We start from the raw sequence: 18412 nt of genomic DNA, 5'->3' as shown, positions 1-18412 counted from the left end.
TTTTTACCTATCAAGGACTGCAGCCCAGCCATGAGAGAAGAGCAAGACCTGCGTGCGCGCATTGAAGAGATCACTGCCGAGATCACGCCGCGCCTGATCGAAATCCGCCGGCACCTCCATGCCAATCCGGAGCTAGGCTTCGAAGAATATGAGACCTCAGCACTGGTTATGCGGGAGCTGACGCGGCTGGGTGTCGATCATCGCTCTGGTATCGGCAAAACCGGTGTTGCAGCCACGATCGGGCAAGGCAATGGCAAGACGATCGGCATTCGTGGCGACATGGATGCGCTTCCGATCCAGGAAACCGCTTCGCCTGAATACAAATCACGCAATCCGGGCAAGATGCACGCTTGCGGTCACGACGCGCACACAGCCATTGCACTGGGTGTGAGCGAGGTGCTCTCACGCCTCGCGGATGCATTGCCGGGCCGGGCTCTGATGGTGTTTCAACCGGCGGAAGAAGGGCTGGGCGGCGCGCGCGCCATGCTGGAGGACGGATTGTTCGAATGGGTGGAACCCGACATCATGCTGGGCTACCACAACTGGCCGCTGATCGACGGCGGCACGATTGGCTATCATCCCAAGACGGCCTTTGCTTCCACCGATCCGTTCGACATCACCATCACCGGTCAATCAGGGCATGGGGCGCACCCGCACCTAGCGGTCGATCCCATCGTGGCTGCCGGCAACCTCGTTTCCTCGCTTCAGACGATCGTCGCCCGCGAGATCGCCCCGCTGGAAGCGGCGGTGGTGACCATCGGTTCTATCAAGGGCGGATCGGCGCGCAACCAAATCCCCGACAGTGTGACACTTGAAGGCACAACGCGCAGCCAGAACCCGGCCGTGCGCGAGGCGGTGAAGGCTGCTATTGAACGCGTCTGCGCAGGCATTGCGCTGACCCATCGGGTGACCTGCAAGCCGATGTTCCTGACCGGCGTTCCGCCTGTTGTGAACGATCCTGACATCCTGCACCCCGTGCTCGAAACCACGCGTAGCATGATCGGCGACGACAAGGTGATCGAACTGCCGCAAGGGTCCATGGGCAGTGAGGATTACGCGGAGTTTTCTACCCGTGTACCAAGCGCGCATCTGAGGATCGGCTCGCGTCTCAAGGACCGCAAAACAATGCTCCATCGTAGCGATTTCGACCTGGACGAGGCGTGTATTCCAACGGCGGTGAAGGCCATCGCGGCAGCGGCCATCGACCTGATGAAGCGCTGAGCCGAGCTCAACAATCCCTTTTCCATAACAAAGCCCGGGCGGATGGCGCCCGGGCTTTGCTGTTTTCGCTTCCTTTTCAGGCGATCGCGCGTTTGGCCATCGCCCGGATCAGATTGGCGCGGTAGGCGGCATCGCAATGGATGTCGGACATGAGCCCGTCAGCCGAAATGTCCACCCCGTCCACCGCCGCGGCAGACCAGTCCTTCGACAGGGCCTGTTCCAACCCCTCATGCCGGAACACGCCATCCGATCCGGCTCCTGTGACGGCAACGCGCACACCGCTACCGGTTTTGGCCACGAAGACCCCGGTCATGGCATAGCGCGAGGCTGGATTGGGGAACTTTGCGTAGCCGCAGGCTTCCGGAGCCTCAAAGCTGACCGCGGTGATGATCTCCCCCTCATCCAGCGCGGTGGAGAAAAGCCCGGTGAAGAAATCACCCGCGGCAATCTCCCGCCGATTGGTGTGGATCGTGGCGGCGATCGCCAGAAGACCTGCCGGATAATCCGCCGCCGGATCGTTGTTGGCGATGGATCCGCCGATGGTTCCCTGATGGCGGACCGCCGGGTCGCCAATGCCGCCAGCCAGCTTGACGATGGCCGGGCAGACTTTTGCGAGTTCGGCATTTTCGGCGACCGCCGCATGGGTGGTCATGGCACCGATGGTGACCTTGCGTCCCGATATCTTCACGCCAACGAGATCTGCGATGCCGCGCAGGTCGATGAGGTCCGAAGGGGCGGCCAGGCGGTGCTTCATGGTAGGAAGCAGGGTCTGACCGCCGGCGAGCAACTGCCCGTCGGAGGCGGCAGAGAATTTAGCCGCCGCATCGTCGACGCTTGCGGCACGGTGATAGGTTACATCATACATAACTGGCCTCCCTATTCTGCCGCGATCTTTGTCGAAGCGGCCTGGAACGCGGCCCAGACGCGCGGCGGCGTGGCCGGCATCTGGAGATCATTGTTGCCGATTGCATCCGTGATGGCGTTGATGACCGCCGGCGGTGTGCCTATGGCGCCCGCCTCGCCGCAGCCCTTCATGCCGAGCGGGTTTGACGGGCTCTTGGTGGAATGGTGGTGAATGACGAAGCTCGGCACATTGTCGGCACGCGGCATGGTGTAATCCATGTAGCTGGCCGACAGGAGCTGGCCGTCCTCGTCATAGACCACGTTTTCAAGCATCGCCTGGCCGACACCCTGTGCAATGCCACCATGCACCTGCCCCTCCACGATCATCGGGTTGATGATGGTGCCGAAATCATCGGAAGCGACGAACTGGACGATTTTCGTCTCGCCCGTTTCGGGGTCTACCTCCACTTCGCAGACATAGGTGCCGGCGGGGAAGGTGAAGTTTGCGGGATCGTAGAACGCGCCCTCCTTCAGCCCCGGCTCCATACCGGCCGGCAGATTGTGAGCGGTGTAAGCGGCAAGGCCTACCTCATGCCAGGCCATTGCACGATCGGTTCCGGCCACCTTCACCTCGCCATTCTCGATGACGAGATCGTCCTCGGAAACCTCGAGCACATGGGCGGCGATTTTCCTGACCTTGGCTTCCACCTTGTCGAGCGCCTTGACGATGGCCGACATGCCGACCGGGCCGGAACGCGAGCCATAGGTGCCCATGCCAAACTGTACCTTGTCGGTGTCGCCATGCACGATCTGGATGTTGTCGATCGGCAGGCCGAACCGCTCCGCCACCACCTGGGCAAAGGTGGTTTCGTGGCCCTGCCCATGGCTGTGACTGCCGGTCAGAACCTCGATCGTGCCGACGGGATTGACCCGCACCTCGGCACTCTCCCAAAGGCCGACGCCAGCACCCAGCGAACCGACCGCCGCCGAGGGCGCGATGCCGCAGGCTTCGATATAGGAGGCGAGCCCGATGCCGCGCAGCTTTCCACGTTTGGCAGCTTCCGAGCGCCGGGCGGGGAAGCCCTTGTAGTCCGCCGCCTCCAGTGCCTGATCGAGATTGCCGGCAAAGTCGCCTGCATCATAGGTCATGATGACGGGCGTTTCATGCGGGAACTGGCGGATGAAATTGATGCGGCGTAGCTCTGCCGGATCGACACCCAGTTCGCGTGCTGCCGTTTCCATGATGCGCTCGATGAGGAAGCAGGCTTCCGGGCGACCGGCACCCCGATAGGCATCAACCGGCGCCGTGTTGGTGTAGACCGCGCGCACATTGCAATAGATGTTGGCGATGTCGTACTGGCCCGAAAGAAGCGTCGCATAGAGATAGGTCGGCACTGCCGAAGAGAACAACGACATATAGGCGCCGAGATTGGCGACGGTGTCGACCTTGAGACCGACAATGCGGTTTTGTGCATCAAAGCCGATTTTCGCCGTGGAGACGTGATCCCGACCATGCGCATCCGTGAGGAAGGCCTCCGACCGGCTCGATGTCCATTTGACCGAGCGCCTGGTCTTCATCGACGCCCAGAGACACGCGATCTCCTCCGGGTAGATGTAGATCTTGGAGCCGAAGCCACCGCCGACATCGGGAGCGATGACGCGCAATTTGTGTTCGGGCGCGACCTGATAAAAGGCGGAGAGCACCAGCCTTGCCACATGCGGGTTCTGGCTGGTGGTGTAGAGCGTGTAGTGATCTTCCGCCTCGTCATAGGTGGCGATCGCCGAGCGCGGCTCCATCGGGTTTGGCGACAAGCGGTTGTTGACGATCTTTATCTCGGTCACATGGGCAGCGCCTTCCAGTGCGTTGTCGACCGCTTGCTCTCCGCCCAATCCCCAGTCGAAGATCAGATTGCCTTGTGCGTTATCATGAACCTGCGGTGCACCATCTTTCAGCGCATCGACCGCATGCACGACGGCCGGGAGTTCTTCATAGTCAACTTCCACGGCTTCGGCAGCAGCGCGTGCCTGGGCCTGCGTTTCGGCCACGACGATAGCGACCGCATCGCCTACATAGCGCACCTTTTCGGTGGCGAGTGCGGACCATGCTCCCATGTTCATGGGTGTATCGTCCTTTGAATTGACCGCCCACCCGCAAATGAGGTTTCCGATGCCGTCATCGGTAAGTTGCTTTCCGTTGAGAACGGCGACGACGCCGTCCATCTTCTCAGCTTCCGCGCTGCTGATGGACTTGACCCTTGCATGCGCGTGCGGGCTGCGCACGAAGGCGGCATAGGTCTGCCGTTCGTTGCGGATGTCGTCGGTGTACCGGCCCTTTCCGGTGATGAAGCGCTTGTCTTCCTTGCGGAGAACACGGGCGCCAATACCTTGTTCGCTCATGGTGCCCTCCCTCAGCTTGAAGCCATCTTGGCCGCGCCATCCTGAATGGCCCGGACAATGTTGTGATAACCAGTGCAGCGGCAGATATTGCCTTCCAGCTCGTGGCGGATCGCCTCTTCGGTGAGCTCCTTCCCCGCCGCCCGGTACCTGGCCACCATATCTGTGGCCGACATGATCATGCCCGGCGTACAGAAGCCGCACTGCAGACCGTGGTTTTCTTTGAATGCCGCCTGCATGGGATGAAGCTCGCCATTGGCCAGCCCTTCGATGGTCGTGACATCCGCCCCTTCGGCAGAAGCGGCGAGCATTGTACAGCTCTTGACCGCTCGTCCGTTGACATGAACGACGCAGGCCCCGCACTGACTGGTGTCACACCCCACATGCGTGCCGGTCAGGCGAAGATGCTCACGTAGAAAATCCACCAATAGCGTATTGTCCGGCACAGAAGCGTTTGCCGCCCTGCCGTTCACGGTCATCGAGATTTCACCCATATATTCCTCCCTTGCCTTGGGCTCATTTCCGCGGAAGGCGGAGCAGCGTCCTAGGTTACGATCTGTCCTGATATCTCACCTGTATTGAAGATACTGCCGGACATTGGCTCAGCGCGTGGATGCGGCAAGCGCCGGAGCCATGCGAGAAAAAGTGATGGAAACAGTAAAACGGAACATGGAGTGCGGCGCAGCAAACGCCACACGCGCACACGGTGCGCAACAAACATACGGATGAAAGGAATTGTCTTCGCCAAGCGACGCCTCCCGCGCCAGCCTGCGACCATGAGCATGGCCGAAAGCATTTTCCTGTTCACTCTCGACGATCATTTAAGCGGTGTTTTCTATGAAAGCCAAGGCCTATTCAGGTATAGGTCAAGAAGAATGGAAGATCAGGAACCTTTCGGCACCAGCGTCTCCATCGGAACGAGCTCAGGCGCTCCACGAGTTGAACTGACGGGTACGACTGACGCGGTCGTTAAAATCTGCTCGATATAGTTTGTTTGCCGGTTACGAATTTCTGCGCATGGTCGGATCATTGCGGGGCACAGAAAAGGTACGTTATGCAGACAGATTTCGCGTCCGTTCACGAGCATCTGGAGAAAATCCAGGCCGCCCTTACCGGCTCGGATCCGGCGACTCAGCAATTGCGCGAAGCAGTGGGACTGTTAATGGATGCTGCCCTCAAGGCCGAGTATTCCGCACGCACATCCACTTGCACGGTGATACCGTTTCCGACGATGCATCGTAAGCAGGAGGGCAAGTCGTCGCGTCACGGGTAGTCACAAGGGCCCCCAGATGGAGCCCCTAAACGGCTTTCCCAGGTGGTTTTTCGATCAACCGCTCGCACCGATCGCCCGGCAGCGCGCCTTGACGGCTTCACGCGCTATGGTTCGCGTGCTTTCGCCCACATTTTCCACCTGCATGGTGGTTCCCGATCGATCAAGAAACACAAGCGCCACATCGGCATCCGGTCCCACCATGACTGCAGCGACCCTTTGAAACTGCGGATCCCCTTCCAGCCGGCGATTGAACAGAATTTGACCGTCAACCTGATCCAGCACCGACAGAAGGGCCGTCTCAAACCCTTGAGCGATCACATCGCAGAGGCTGAGCAGGAGCTCAAGCTGGACCACTTCCAGCGACACATTTTCAGACACGTTTACGCTACTCGAATTGCAAGTCAAAGAATCACAGCTGGCACAGAATCACAGGGAGAAGGCGGAAACTAGACGACTGAAAGTAAGCCGAGCAACAATGCCGAGCGCACAGTTTGCTTCACGGTGATACAAACCCGGCGCGCCAGAAAGCTCTCGTCTCCCAACCATGGCCGGCTTTCATTTTGCAAAGCAAAACAATGCTTTCCGCGCGATAAAAAATCCTGTTGAAATCGATTACATTTGTCATACAATCGATTTCATTGACGTGACAGGTCACCAGTAAAGGACACGTCAACGGGAAGGAACCGCACGATCGGCAACGGGCAACAACTCCCTGCGCCGCCGGTGCACGTCATCAGGGAGGAATTCATGAAACGTCTGGCAACTGTCGCCGTGGCCGCCGCTGCCCTTGCAGGCACCGCCCTTTCGGCCATGGCTGAAGATTTCAAGATCGGCCTGTCAAACGGCTGGGTGGGCAGCGAATGGCGCACGCAGATGATTGAGGAAGCCGAACAGGCAGCAGCGGCCTGGAAAGACAAAGGCGTGAATGTCGAAGTGGTCGCCCAGAGCGCAAATGTTGACGTGCCCGGCCAGATTGCCCATGTGCGCAATTTCATTAGCCAGGGCGTGGATGCGATCATCATTAACCCCAACAGCCCCACAGCCTTTGACCCGGTCTTCGCACAGGCCAAGGAAGCCGGCATTCTGGTCATCGCCACGGATGCGGAGGTGTCTTCGCCCGATGCCATCTATGTGGGTCTCGACCAGAAAGGTTGGGCCATGGAAAGCGCCAAATGGCTGGCCGAGACGCTGGAAGGCAAAGGCAAGGTGGTCGCCATCAACGGCGTCGCCGGCCACCCCGCAAACGAGATGCGCGTTGCTGGCTACCGCGAAGTGTTCGGGGAGCATGACGGCATCGAGATCGTCAATGAAGTGAACGCCAACTGGGATCAAGCGCAGGGCCAGCAGGCCATGCAGAACCTGCTCGCCACCTATCCCGATATAGACGGCGTTTGGGTGCAGGACGGCATGGCCGCCGGCGCATGGCGCTCAATCATGGATGCCGACAAGGCTGGCGACATCGCTGCGACCGGCGAGATCCGCAAGGACTTCATTGATATATGGACCGAGAACGACCTCAACTCCGGCGCCTCGGTGAACCCGCCCGGCGTGATGGCAAGCGCGCTCAACGTTGCCGTGCTCATGCTGCAGGGGCGGGAATTGAAGGAGCCGGCCACGGCCGGGCAGTACAACAACGCCATGTATCTGCCGATTCCCTTCATCAGCTCGGAAAACCTGGAAGAAGTGGCAGCCTCGGTTGAAGGCAAGCCGGGTTACTATTCCTACACGAGCTCACTTTCCATCGAGGATGCGGAAGCGCTGTTCAAGTAACCCGTACCCTGAATGCCGCGCCGGCATTGCTTGGCGCGGCGCTCTCTTCGGAAAGAAGTCATGACCAAGCTGAAGCTCAGCGGTGTAAGCAAGGCTTACGGCGCCACGCTGGCGCTACGCCGCGGCGACCTCGAACTCGACACTGGCGAAGTCCATGTGCTGATCGGTGCCAATGGTTCCGGCAAGAGCACACTTTGCAAGATCGTTGCCGGCAGCGTGCGGCCCGATGCGGGCGAGGTACTGCTGGACGGGCGCGCGGTGACAGTGAGCGGGCCGCGTGCAGCGCAGGCGCTGGGCATCGGCATTTTCTACCAGGAACTGAGCCTCGCCGATCATCGCAGCGTGGCTGAAAACATTTGCCTGCCCGACCTGCCGAGAAAGAACGGATTTTTCGTCGACCGTGAAGCACTAGCTGAAAAAGCCAGCCGCTACATCGCGCTGTTTGAAAGTGTGGCAGGGGCCGAACTCAACACAGCGGCTATTGTCGGCGACCTGCGGGCAGATCAGCGACAACTGGTCGAGATCATGAAGGCGCTGGCGACCGAAGCGTCGATCCTGATCTTCGACGAACCCACCTCCGCGCTCGACCGGGCGCAGGTGGATCGCTTCTTCGAGATTTTGCGCGACCTCAAGGAAGAGGGGCGCAGCATCGTTTTCATCTCGCACCGCATGGATGAGATTTTTGCAATCGGGGACCGGGTGACGGTGATCCGCGATGGGGAAACGGTGGGCACAGAAGCCATCGCAGACACAAGTCCTGAAGCGGTCATACACATGATGGTGGGCAAGCAGGAAACGCTGGCAGCACCACAGGCCGCACCGCCATCGCAAGAGGCCTCCCACGAGATCGCGTTGACGGTGGAAAGCCTCACAGGCGTTGGCTTCCGTGATGTGAATTTTGCGGTGCGGCGCGGTGAAATTCTCGGGCTCGGCGGGCTGCATGGGCAGGGGCAATCGGCATTGCTCAAGGCTCTCTTCGGCGCGCCGCCGGCGCTTGCAGGGCAGATAGAACTCAGCGGGCAGCCGCTTCGGACAGAAAATCCGCGCGCAGCCATTGCACAGGGTATCGCCTATGTTTCCGGCGACCGGGGACGCGACGGCGTTATCAGCGGACGCCCCATCCTTGAGAATGTCACCCCCATCCATGCGTTGCGAGACGGACTCGTTCTGGCAAGACCGACCAGGCTTTCGGAAAAGGCGTTGCCGGCGCTCAAGGCGCTGAACACCAAATTTGCAGGGCTCTCCCACTCCATAGGCTCGCTCTCGGGCGGCAACCAGCAGAAGATCGTGATCGCCCGCTGGCTGATCGACAAGCCGGATATTTTGCTTCTCGACGACCCGACCAAGGGCATCGACCTCTCGGCCAAGGCGGACCTTTTCACGCTGATCCGCAAGCTCGCCAAAGAAGGGCTCGCAATCCTGCTTTATTCATCCGAAGACGCTGAGCTTCTGAACAATGCCGACCGGATTTTGGTCTTCAACGGCGGTGCGGTGAGCCGCGAGCTGAGCGGCGCAGAGCGCACCCGCTACAATCTCTACCACGCAGCCTACGAGGCGGCATGACGATGACCAGTGTTTCCACCTCCACCAGACAGGAAAATCAGGGCTTTCGAACGCTGCTCGGGCGGTTTCCCTTTCTCCCGGCCCTGTTCATTCTCGTCGTGCTTCTGGTTCTGAACGGCATTTTTGAACCCAACAGCCTGAGCTTCCGCTCGCTGACTGGCCTCGTGCGCACCTATATGGCGCTGATGCTTCTAGCCGTGGCGCAGACCTATGTGGTCTATGCGGCAGAAATCGACCTCTCGGTCGGCGCCATCGCCTCGCTGGTCAATGTGACGATCATCGTGTTGATGCAAAATTGGGGCGGTGGCGGGCTCTCGGTGCTAGCCGCGCTTGGCGTGGGCGTTCTCGTGGGGCTTGCCTGCGGGCTGGTCAACGGGTTCGTGGTGGCTGCACTCAGGCTGCAGGCCATCGTCGCTACCTTCGCCACCAGCATCTTTTTCACCGGGCTAGCGCTCGTCATTCTCCCGGTGGCAGGCATGCCTGCGCCCACCGTTTTCTGGCGCACCTATGGCGGGACATTTTTCGGTATTCCGTTCGTCTTCTATGCGGCTGTGGCGCTTGCCTTCCTGCTTTATCTGTTTGCCCGCACCCGGCTTGCAACCCAGCTTCTGGCGGTGGGCGACGGGCAGCAGGCGGCGTTCCAGAGCGGGCTTCCCGTCACCACAATTCGCATTGGAGGTTATGTGCTTTGCGGCGTGTTTGCAGCGCTTGCCGCCTTCTGCATCACCGGTGACACGGCAAGCGGCGACCCGCTCGTCGGCGCGAAAATGACGCTCTTCAGCGTGGCGGCCGTGGTGCTGGGCGGAAGCGCCCTTTCGGGCGGTTTCGGCACGGTTGCGGGTTCCGTTATCGCGGCGCTGATCATCGGGCTCATCAACTCGTTGGTCTTCTTCGCCGGCACGCCATCGCACTGGCAGAATTTCGTACAGGGCCTTGCCATTCTCGCAGCACTGATGGTGGGCGTGCTCGTCAGCCGCAGGGGGCGCGCATGAACCGGGCCATCGAAATCGCGAAGAACCCGCTTCTCATCGCGCTGGTGCTGATTGCAGCGCTCCTCTTCCTCGGCAACACGCTTTCGCCGGGCTTCGCCTCGGGTGGGCAGATCCTGCGATTGCTTATCGTCGCTGCCCTTCTCGGCATTGTGGCGGCAGGGCAGAACCTTGTCATTCTGGGCGGGCGCGAAGGCATCGACCTTTCGGTCGGCGGCGTGGTTTCGCTATCGGCCATCGTGGCCGGCAATGTGATGAATGGCATGGATGGCGGCATCCCGCTCGCTATTCTTGCCTGTGTGGCTACCGGTGCGCTCTTCGGCCTGTTCAATGGACTCGGTGTCACGCTGCTGCGCATTCCGCCGCTGGTGATGACGCTCGGCATGTTGGGCGTATTGCAAGGCTTGCTCGTGGTGATCCGGCAAGGCATCCCTTCGGGGCGTGCGGCCCCTGCCCTTTCGGAATTCGTGACAAAACCCTTTCTTCTTGGTCTGCCCGGCATCATCTGGCTGTGGATCGGGGTTGGCCTGCTGATGGCCTTCATCTTACACCGCACCGTGTTCGGCCACCGCATCTATGCGATCGGCTCCAACGAACAGGCTGCCTTCATGGCGGGCGTTCCGGTACGACGCATCCGCATTGCGCTCTTCATGCTTTCGGGCGTGTTCGCCGCCATCGCCGGGCTTTGCCTGCTTGGCTATTCGGGCTCCTCCTTTGCCAATGTCGGGGAGCAATACATGTTGCCATCGATCATCGCCGTGGTCTTCGGCGGCACCCCGCTCTCCGGAGGCAGAGGCGGCTATACAGGCACGATGGCGGGTGCGGTTCTTCTGGTTGTGCTGCAAAGCATCCTGACCACGATCAACATCGATGAATCTGGCCGGCAAATGGTGTTTGGCGTCACACTTCTGGTGCTCATGCTGTTCTATGGCCGCGGGCGGGGGCTGCGCGCATGAACGGCCGTCCCAAGATCAAGGACATCGCGGAAGTGCTGGGCGTTTCGGCCGCCACGGTGTCACGCGCCCTGAGCGGCAGCGATCTGGTGACGAATGAGACCCGAGAACGTGTGCGCAAGACGGCAGATGCACTGAACTATCGTCCCAATGCCAGCGCCCGCAGCCTGCGCACCGCCCGCTCCATGGCGGTGCTGATGGTGGTGCGCGATGTGGGCAACCCGTTCTACCTCGACATCTTGAAGAGCGTGGAAGCGACTGCACGTGCAGCGGGCTATTCCGTGCTGATGGGCAACACCGAAAACGACCCCGAACGCGAGATCGAATATTTCGACATGCTTCGGGATGGGCATGCTGACGGCATGATCCTGATGACGGGGAAATTGCCCGAAGAGGATGGTCCGCGCAACAGATTGCCTCCCAACGCTCCCATTGTGGTGGCGTTGGAAACGATTGAGAGATCCAGCTTTCCCCATGTACAGATCGACAATGTCGCGGCGGCCTGCGAGGCGGTGGAACACCTGATCGGGCTCGGCCATCGGCGCATTGCCCATATATCCGGCCCGGTACCGGAGGTGATGAGCTTTCGCCGCCAAGAGGGTTTCCGCCGTGCCATGAGCAATGCGGGTCTTGCCATCCCTGAGGGCTATGAACAGCGCGGTGATTATCTTTTGCATGGCGGCGCGCGCGCCTGCGAGGCCCTGTTTGCGCTTCCCGAACCGCCCACGGCCATCTTTGTCGCCAATGACGAAATGGCTTTCGGCGCCATTCATCACTTGCGTGAAGCCGGGCGCGATGTCCCCGGCGACGTTTCTGTTGTCGGGTTCGACGATCTTTATCTCAGCGAAGCGTTCTATCCACCACTCACCACTGTCAGCCAGCCGCGCATAGACATCGGGCGGCAGGCGATGAGCATTCTTCTCAAGATACTTTCCGGGGCGAATGTGTCCACAAAACCGGTAGTTCTGCCCGCAACGCTGCGCGTACGTGGCACTACCGCACCACCCAAATCAGCTTGAAAGGGGAACCAATCATGTCCGTACAGCCCAGAAAACGCCTGCGTATCGGCCTTGTCGGCACGGGCTTCATCGCCGAATTTCATCTGCGCTCTATGGTGGCCGTGCGCCATGTGGACGTGACCGCCGTCTACAGCCGCAAGGCAGAGAACCGCGATCGCATCGTCAAGCTGGTGGCCGAACTGGGGCTTGGCGAATGCAAGAGCCACGAAAGCCTTGTGTCGATGGTGCAGGCAGACGATGTGGACGCAATCTGGATCCTCTCGCCCAATGACACGCGCGTGGATACGATGCGCACTATTCATGACGAGGTGGTGGCCGGCCGCAGCAAGGTTTTTGCCGTGGCCTGCGAGAAGCCGCTGGCACGGACGGTGGCCGACGCACGTGAAATGCTGAGACTTGCCGAAGCCGCCAAGCTAAACCATGGTTATCTCGAGAATCAGGTCTTCGCCACACCGGTGCTGCGCGGCAAGGAGATCATCTGGCGGCGTGCTGCCTCGACCACCGGCCGGCCTTATCTGGCGCGCGCGGCGGAAGAGCATTCCGGCCCGCATGAGCCCTGGTTCTGGCAGGGAGACAAGCAGGGCGGCGGCGTGCTGCTCGACATGATGTGCCACAGCGTGGAAGTGGCGCGCCATCTCCTGACCGAGCCGGGCAAGAAGCGCGATTCGTTGAAACTTAAGGCCGTGCAAGGCAACGTGGCTAATCTGAAATGGACCAGGCCACGCTATGTGGAAGATCTCAAGAAGCGGTTCGGACCTGAAGTAGATTACGCAAACCGACCCTCGGAAGATTTCGCACGCGGCAACGTTATGCTGGAAGACGAGGACGGCAACCAGCTCATGATCGAGGCCAGCACCTCTTGGGCTTATGTCGGAGCGGGACTGCGCATCCAGCTTGAACTGCTTGGGCCGGAATATGCCATGGAGTTCAACTCGCTCGGAACCGGTCTCAAGATCTTCATGTCGCGTGAGGTGACCGGCGAAGAAGGCGAGGATCTGGTTGAGAAGCAGAACGCCGAGCAGGGCCTGATGCCGGTGCTGGAAGACGAAGCCGGCGTTTATGGCTACACGGATGAAAACCGGCACATGGTCGAGTGTTTCCGCAAGGGCGAAGAACCTATTGAGACCTTTGCCGACGGTGTCGCGGTCATGGAAATACTGATGGGCCTCTACCTCTCCTCGGAAACCGGAAACACGGTGCATTTCCCCAATACCGACCTGGAGAACTATATCCCGGTGGTCGCACGCCGATAGGTCAAAATCCGAGCATTGCCGGCTGGAGCGCGCGCTTTCGGCCGGCCGCGCTCTCCAAAGTTTCTCCTGTCTGGCGGTCGGTGCCATAACGCCACCCAGGCGTTGAGCCTATTGCTTTCCCCCCGCGATCGGTATCTGTGGTCGAACACAGATCGCCCGTATCCATGAGCCGGGTATCGGGTCACCGTAGACGAGAGTGCTCGAACGACCGGTCTGCCCTGCATGAGAACAGGGAGCCGCGTCGGACGATGGAACCGCGTGAGGGGAAGATGAGTCAGACATCCGACATCATTATCATCGGCGGCGGGATCGCCGGCATCAGCGCGGGAGCGCGCATGGCTGCGGATGCCCGCATCACCGTTCTGGAGGCGGAGGATGCCATTGGCTACCATTCGACGGGCCGTTCGGCCGCGATATTCATCCGGAACTATGGCAATGCCACCCTGCGTGCACTCAACGCTGCGTCCGAACCCCTTTTCATGCAGCCGAAAGGTATCTCCGACAACAGTCTGCTCACACCGCGTGGCCTTCTATACGTCGCGCTCGAGGAACATCTGGAGGATCTAGAGGCGATTCTGGAAGGTGCAACCGGCATGGAACGTCTCAGCGCCGATCAAGCGGTTGCCCGTGTTCCGATATTAAAGCGTGACAGCATCGCCGCAGCCGCGGTCGAACCGGGCGCACAGGACATCGATGTCGACCGTCTTTTGCAGGGCTTTGCCAAAATGCTCCGACAACGCGGCGGGAGCATCGTCAACAAGGCGCCTGTAACCGCCATTTCGCGCACCAACGGGACGTGGACGCTACAGACGCCCCAAGGCTCCTTCTCCGCGCCGGTGGTCGTGAACGCCGGCGGAGCCTGGGCCGATGAGATCGCAAAACTTGCCAGCGTGCAGCCGCTGGGGTTGACGCCCATGCGCCGCTCGGCCGTGATCCTGCCTGCTCCGGAGGGGCATGACGTGACAGGCTGGCCGCTTTTTGCCTGTGCAGGCGAAGGCTGGTATTGCAAACCGGATGCGGGAAAGCTGATGGTCTCGCCGGCAGACGAAGACCCGACCGAGCCCTTCGATGCCTGGCCCGACGACATGGTGCTCGCGGAAGGGCTGCATCGTTTCGAGCAGGCCGTGACCGTGCCTGTCACACGCATCGAGCGGAGCTGGGCGGGGCTGCGTAGCTTCTTCCCCGACCGCACGCCCGCCGTCGGCTTCGCACCGGATGCGGAAGGTTTCTTTTGGCTCGCCGGTCAGGGAGGCTATGGCGTGCAGACCTCGCCCGCGCTCTCGGCTTTGGCCGCCGATCTTTGTGCGGGGCGGACATCCACCCTTCCCGACACCGTGGTGCAGGCCCTTGCACCGAACCGACTGATCAAGTCCTGAAAGGAAAATTCATGTCCGAAATCAAACGCGTCGCCACCGGCGCCCGCATGAGCCAGGCCGTCATCCACAATGGCACGATCTATCTGGCCGGTCAGGTGGGAACGCCGGGTGAGAGTGTGACCACGCAAACCAAAGACATTCTCAAGAAGATCGATGCGCTACTGGAGCAGAACGGTTCTGACAAGACCCGCATCCTGCAGGCGACCATCTGGCTCGCCGACATGAAGCATTTCGCCGAGATGAACGAAGTCTGGGACGCCTGGGTCGCGCCAGGACATGCACCAGCCCGTGCCTGCGGCGAGTCCGCGCTGGCCACACCCGATTACACGGTCGAGATCATTGTCGTGGCGGCCGCCGTCTGATCACGCCCTGTGCTTGACCGGTACCACCGGCTCCTGGCTCGCCCCCGAGGCGAGCCGGACGAGAACAAAGCCAAGCAGACCAGTGGTCAGAAAGCCGGATGCGAGCGGTATTGTCGTCTGATTATAGAACGCGCCGAAGCTGACCGCAAAGACCACAGCAACGAGGCTCGACCCGGACGCAATAAGCGAAGCGCCGAGTCCCGCCAACTGTCCCAGAGACTGCATCGCCATGGCATTGAGATTGCCAAACAGGATGCCTATGCAGAAGAATACCAAAAAGCCCATCCCCATGAAGGCCAGAAAAGGCGGTCGGCCCTGATAGACAAGTGACAGGGACAATAGGCTTAACCCCAGAATGACGAGGCCGAGCAATGCCCCCTCGGACATCGACTGCATGCCAAACCGGCGCACGATTTGGGCGTTGACGATGGAGGCGAGACCGATGCCTGCGGCAAAAGCTGCAAAATAAGCGGGAAACAGGGTGGAAACGCCATAGACATCGAAAAAGATGTCGGCCGCCGTGCTTAGATATTGAAGATGCGCACCGAAGACGAGGCCGGTCGCTATGATCAGTAAAGTCACGCGCCGGCTGCGCAGGATGCGCGCGCCATTCTGTAGAAGCGTCACCGGATGGAAGCGGATACGAGTCTGCGGCGGAAGCGTTTCAGGCTGTCGCGCGATCAGCCAAATGCACAGAAGCACCGACAGGGCCAGATAGACCACAAATATGGCCCGCCAGCCCGCAATGGCTAGAACTAACTGTCCCATAGCCGGAGCGAGCATCGGTACGAGAATGAACAGCACGAACATGAAAGACACGATGCGGGCCATGGCCTCGCCTTCGAACTGGTCGCGGATGAGGGCGCGCGTGGCGATCTTCGGTCCTGCCACGCCGATGCCCTGAAGGATCCGGCCGGCCACGATCACGCCGACGCTCGTCGCAAACATCGCCACCAATGTGCCCGCCATAAAAAGACCAAGCCCCAGAACGAGAGCCTTCTTGCGGCCGATGGCATCGGAGATCGGGCCAAGAAACAACTCGCCGAACACCATGCCGAAGATGAAAAGCGACACGATGTGCTGTGTGGAAAGAGGCGGCTCCACACGCAGCTCCACCTCGATGATCCGCAGGGCTGGCAGGACGGCATCGATGCTGAGCGCGGTGAGAGATGTGAGAGACGCGTAGAGCGCAATGCGCTCTAACGAGATGGAACGTGTTTTCATCAACAGGCCTGAAGGGTCATATGGGCAGGGGGCGTCGCTCTTCGATGGCCTCCATGGCAAAATAGGATGTGACGGATTCGAGTTCCACTTTCTGAATCAGACGCTGATAGACGGAATCGTAGCTTTCCATATCCGTCGTCACAATGCGGAGCATGTAATCATAATCGCCACCGATGCGGAAGAAGTCGACGATTTCGGGAATGCTGGAAACATGCTGGCGGAAAGTCTGCAGCCATGCCGTGGAATGATGGCGTGTCTTGACCATAACGAAAACGACCAGCCCCAGCCCCAACTTGTTGCGGTCCACCTGAAGCGTGCGGCCACGGATGACGCCGCGCTCCTCGAGCGATTTTAGACGCCGCCAACATGCATTCTGAGACAAGCCCACCTTTTCCGCGAGGTCCCTTTGCGAGAGAGATGCGTCGCGCTGGAGCGCGCGCAGTATGCGCCTGTCAAACTGATCTATTTTTTCGACCATAACCGATCATATGACCCCTTTTTGTCGATTTATCCATCATTTTATGTGAAAATGATAGATGATCACTGTGCGATCCTTTCGTTCTGACGAAACTGATGGACCGAACCATGGCACGTGATGTTCTGAACGTCTTCAAGGAAAGCCTCAAACGCACGGACATTGCCAAGTATCTGCAATCTGGTCTGATCGGCGAGAACGCGGTGGTCGACGGCCCTTGCGGGCCAAAACCACTTGTCTACGCGGATTATGTGGCCTCCGGCCGCGCACTTGCGCAGATGGAGGATTTCGTCCGCGATGAAGTGCTGCCCTTTTACGCCAACAGCCACACCGAAGCGTCCTTTTGTGGATCATTTTCGACGCGTCTGCGCGAGGCGGCGCGTGCCGAGATACACCGCATCGTCAGGGCGGATGACGAGACGAGCGTAGTCTTTTCCGGATCGGGCGCCACATCCGGCATCAACCGGCTCGTGCGCCTTCTGCAGATTGCAGAGACCGTTGCCGCAGGCGGCGGAGCGGTGGTGTTCACCGGTCCCTATGAGCATCACTCCAACATTCTGCCCTGGCGCGAGAGCGGTGCAACGATCATCGCCATTCCCGAGACCGCCTGTGGCGGTCCGGACATGGATGCCCTCAAGGCTGCGCTTGAAGCCAATGCCGATGCCGCATTGAAGGTGGGCACATTTTCAGCAGCCTCGAATGTCACCGGCATAATGACTGATACGGATTCGGTGACGCGGCTTCTCAAAGCCCATGATGCGCTCGCCATCTGGGATTATGCAGGCGGCGCGCCCTATCTCGAAATCGACATGAAGCCCGGCACCGATTGCGCCAAGGATGCCGTGGTGCTTTCCCCACACAAATTCCCCGGCGGGCCCGGCGCATCGGGCCTTCTGATCCTGCGCAACGCCATTGCGCGTACCGCACAGCCGACTATGCCCGGCGGCGGTTCGGTGACCTTCGTGTCACCATGGGCGCATGATTACTCCCGCTCGCTTTCAGCGCGCGAGGAGGCCGGCACCCCCAACGTCGTGGGCGACATCCGCGCCGCTCTCGTCCTTTTGGTGAAGGAAGCACTTGGCCAGGATTTCATCGATCGCCGGCACGAGGAGCTGCGAACGCGGGCGCTTGGCGTCTGGTCGCAAAACCCCTGCCTCCAACTTCTGGGAAACCCGACTGCCCCACGGCTGCCAATCTTCTCGTTCCGCATTCTTTGTCCTGAAGGAGAGACGTTGCACCACCAGCTTTTCACGCGGATGCTGAGCGATCTTCACGGCATTCAGGCGCGCGGCGGCTGTGCCTGCGCCGGCCCCTATGCGCATCACCTGCTTGGAATCGATCAAGAACTCTCGGCTGCGCTTCTGCAGAGCATTCGAGACGGGCGGGAGATGGAGAAGCCGGGCTGGGTTCGGCTGAACCTTAGCTACTTGATGACGGACGAGAAGGCTGACTTTGTGATCCACACGGTCGACCGGCTGGCGCGCGAGGCAGAACGCCATGCAAGCGCCTATGATTTCGACGCGAGCACTGCGCGGTTCCGCCACAAGGGCCTCGCGCTGGCGGGTTGACCCTGACCGCTCGCGAACGGCCTGCCCCCGGGGCCGGGGGGATGACTAGATGGATGCCAATCGAATGACGGAGGTGCCGGAAGCCACACATGTGCAGTTGTTCAATCGCATGTGCTCCTCATGAAAACG

General features: G+C 60.3%; 17 protein-coding genes. 11 read left to right on the top strand and 6 right to left on the bottom strand.

The features are described 5' to 3' along the window. Nucleotides 1-30 precede the first annotated feature (30 nt). Nucleotides 31-1221: a M20 metallopeptidase family protein gene (locus tag KW403_RS11475; protein WP_223019616.1), complete on the top strand. Its 1191-nt coding sequence runs from the start codon at nucleotides 31-33 to the stop codon at nucleotides 1219-1221. A 76-nt stretch (nucleotides 1222-1297) separates the two neighbouring features. Here KW403_RS11475 and KW403_RS11470 read toward each other — a convergent pair whose 3' ends face one another. The 3 genes from KW403_RS11470 to KW403_RS11460 are packed head-to-tail and all read right to left on the bottom strand — an operon-like array spanning nucleotide 1298 to nucleotide 4952. Beyond that, a complete protein-coding gene (locus KW403_RS11470) occupies nucleotides 1298-2086 on the bottom strand; it encodes an FAD binding domain-containing protein (protein ID WP_223019615.1) in 789 nt (262 codons plus the stop codon). Nucleotides 2087-2097: 11 nt separating this feature from the next. Continuing rightward, nucleotides 2098-4461, bottom strand: a complete 2364-nt coding sequence (locus KW403_RS11465) for a xanthine dehydrogenase family protein molybdopterin-binding subunit (RefSeq protein WP_223019614.1) — start codon at nucleotides 4459-4461, stop codon at nucleotides 2098-2100. Between the two features lie 11 nt (nucleotides 4462-4472). Continuing rightward, complete coding sequence (locus KW403_RS11460; RefSeq protein WP_223019613.1) at nucleotides 4473-4952, bottom strand: (2Fe-2S)-binding protein; 480 nt, start codon at nucleotides 4950-4952, stop codon at nucleotides 4473-4475. A 560-nt stretch (nucleotides 4953-5512) separates the two neighbouring features. Between KW403_RS11460 and KW403_RS11455 the strand changes: the two genes are divergently transcribed. Next, the gene (locus tag KW403_RS11455) at nucleotides 5513-5731 is read left to right on the top strand and encodes a hypothetical protein (protein WP_223019611.1); all 219 of its coding nucleotides are present in this window, start codon (nucleotides 5513-5515) and stop codon (nucleotides 5729-5731) included. Between the two features lie 54 nt (nucleotides 5732-5785). Here KW403_RS11455 and KW403_RS11450 read toward each other — a convergent pair whose 3' ends face one another. Further along, complete coding sequence (locus KW403_RS11450) at nucleotides 5786-6109, bottom strand: hypothetical protein (protein WP_246637757.1); 324 nt, start codon at nucleotides 6107-6109, stop codon at nucleotides 5786-5788. 369 nt (nucleotides 6110-6478) lie between these two features. Between KW403_RS11450 and KW403_RS11445 the strand changes: the two genes are divergently transcribed. The 8 genes from KW403_RS11445 to KW403_RS11410 all read left to right on the top strand — a co-directional run bounded on the left by KW403_RS11445 (nucleotide 6479) and on the right by KW403_RS11410 (nucleotide 15016). Beyond that, nucleotides 6479-7501: an ABC transporter substrate-binding protein gene (locus tag KW403_RS11445; RefSeq protein WP_223019610.1), complete on the top strand. Its 1023-nt coding sequence runs from the start codon at nucleotides 6479-6481 to the stop codon at nucleotides 7499-7501. A gap of 60 nt (nucleotides 7502-7561) precedes the next feature. After that, nucleotides 7562-9064, top strand: a complete 1503-nt coding sequence (locus tag KW403_RS11440; protein ID WP_223019609.1) for a sugar ABC transporter ATP-binding protein — start codon at nucleotides 7562-7564, stop codon at nucleotides 9062-9064. Between the two features lie 2 nt (nucleotides 9065-9066). Then, nucleotides 9067-10056 carry an ABC transporter permease gene (locus KW403_RS11435; protein WP_223022535.1) on the top strand — a complete coding sequence of 330 codons (990 nt, stop codon included), beginning with the start codon at nucleotides 9067-9069 and terminating at the stop codon, nucleotides 10054-10056. After that, entirely contained in the window at nucleotides 10053-11009 is a 957-nt protein-coding gene (locus KW403_RS11430) for an ABC transporter permease (protein WP_223019608.1), read from the top strand. The genes KW403_RS11435 and KW403_RS11430 overlap by 4 nt, the downstream gene beginning before the upstream one ends. Next, nucleotides 11006-12025, top strand: a complete 1020-nt coding sequence (locus tag KW403_RS11425) for a LacI family DNA-binding transcriptional regulator (protein ID WP_223019607.1) — start codon at nucleotides 11006-11008, stop codon at nucleotides 12023-12025. The genes KW403_RS11430 and KW403_RS11425 overlap by 4 nt, the downstream gene beginning before the upstream one ends. A 14-nt stretch (nucleotides 12026-12039) precedes the next feature. Then, the gene (locus KW403_RS11420; protein WP_223019606.1) at nucleotides 12040-13278 is read left to right on the top strand and encodes a Gfo/Idh/MocA family protein; all 1239 of its coding nucleotides are present in this window, start codon (nucleotides 12040-12042) and stop codon (nucleotides 13276-13278) included. Between the two features lie 269 nt (nucleotides 13279-13547). Then, nucleotides 13548-14654 carry an NAD(P)/FAD-dependent oxidoreductase gene (locus KW403_RS11415; RefSeq protein WP_223019605.1) on the top strand — a complete coding sequence of 369 codons (1107 nt, stop codon included), beginning with the start codon at nucleotides 13548-13550 and terminating at the stop codon, nucleotides 14652-14654. Nucleotides 14655-14665: 11 nt separating this feature from the next. After that, nucleotides 14666-15016, top strand: coding sequence for a RidA family protein (locus KW403_RS11410; protein ID WP_223019604.1), 351 nt, complete (start codon nucleotides 14666-14668; stop codon nucleotides 15014-15016). Here KW403_RS11410 and KW403_RS11405 read toward each other — a convergent pair whose 3' ends face one another. After that, on the bottom strand, nucleotides 15017-16240 hold the full coding sequence (locus KW403_RS11405; RefSeq protein ID WP_223019603.1) for an MFS transporter: 1224 nt from the start codon (nucleotides 16238-16240) through the stop codon (nucleotides 15017-15019). Nucleotides 16241-16256: 16 nt separating this feature from the next. Continuing rightward, nucleotides 16257-16718 (bottom strand): Lrp/AsnC family transcriptional regulator, encoded by a 462-nt coding sequence (locus KW403_RS11400; protein WP_223019602.1) that lies wholly within the window; start codon nucleotides 16716-16718, stop codon nucleotides 16257-16259. A 107-nt stretch (nucleotides 16719-16825) separates the two neighbouring features. Here KW403_RS11400 and KW403_RS11395 point away from each other — a divergent pair, with 107 nt between their 5' ends. Continuing rightward, nucleotides 16826-18283: an aminotransferase class V-fold PLP-dependent enzyme gene (locus tag KW403_RS11395; RefSeq protein WP_223019601.1), complete on the top strand. Its 1458-nt coding sequence runs from the start codon at nucleotides 16826-16828 to the stop codon at nucleotides 18281-18283. The last annotated feature ends 129 nt before the right edge of the window (nucleotides 18284-18412 follow it).

This window comes from Nitratireductor kimnyeongensis (assembly GCF_019891395.1).
Taxonomy (GTDB): domain Bacteria; phylum Pseudomonadota; class Alphaproteobacteria; order Rhizobiales; family Rhizobiaceae; genus Nitratireductor; species Nitratireductor kimnyeongensis.
Note: the sequence above shows the minus strand (reverse complement) of the source record. Positions and strands in the feature narration are given on the sequence as shown.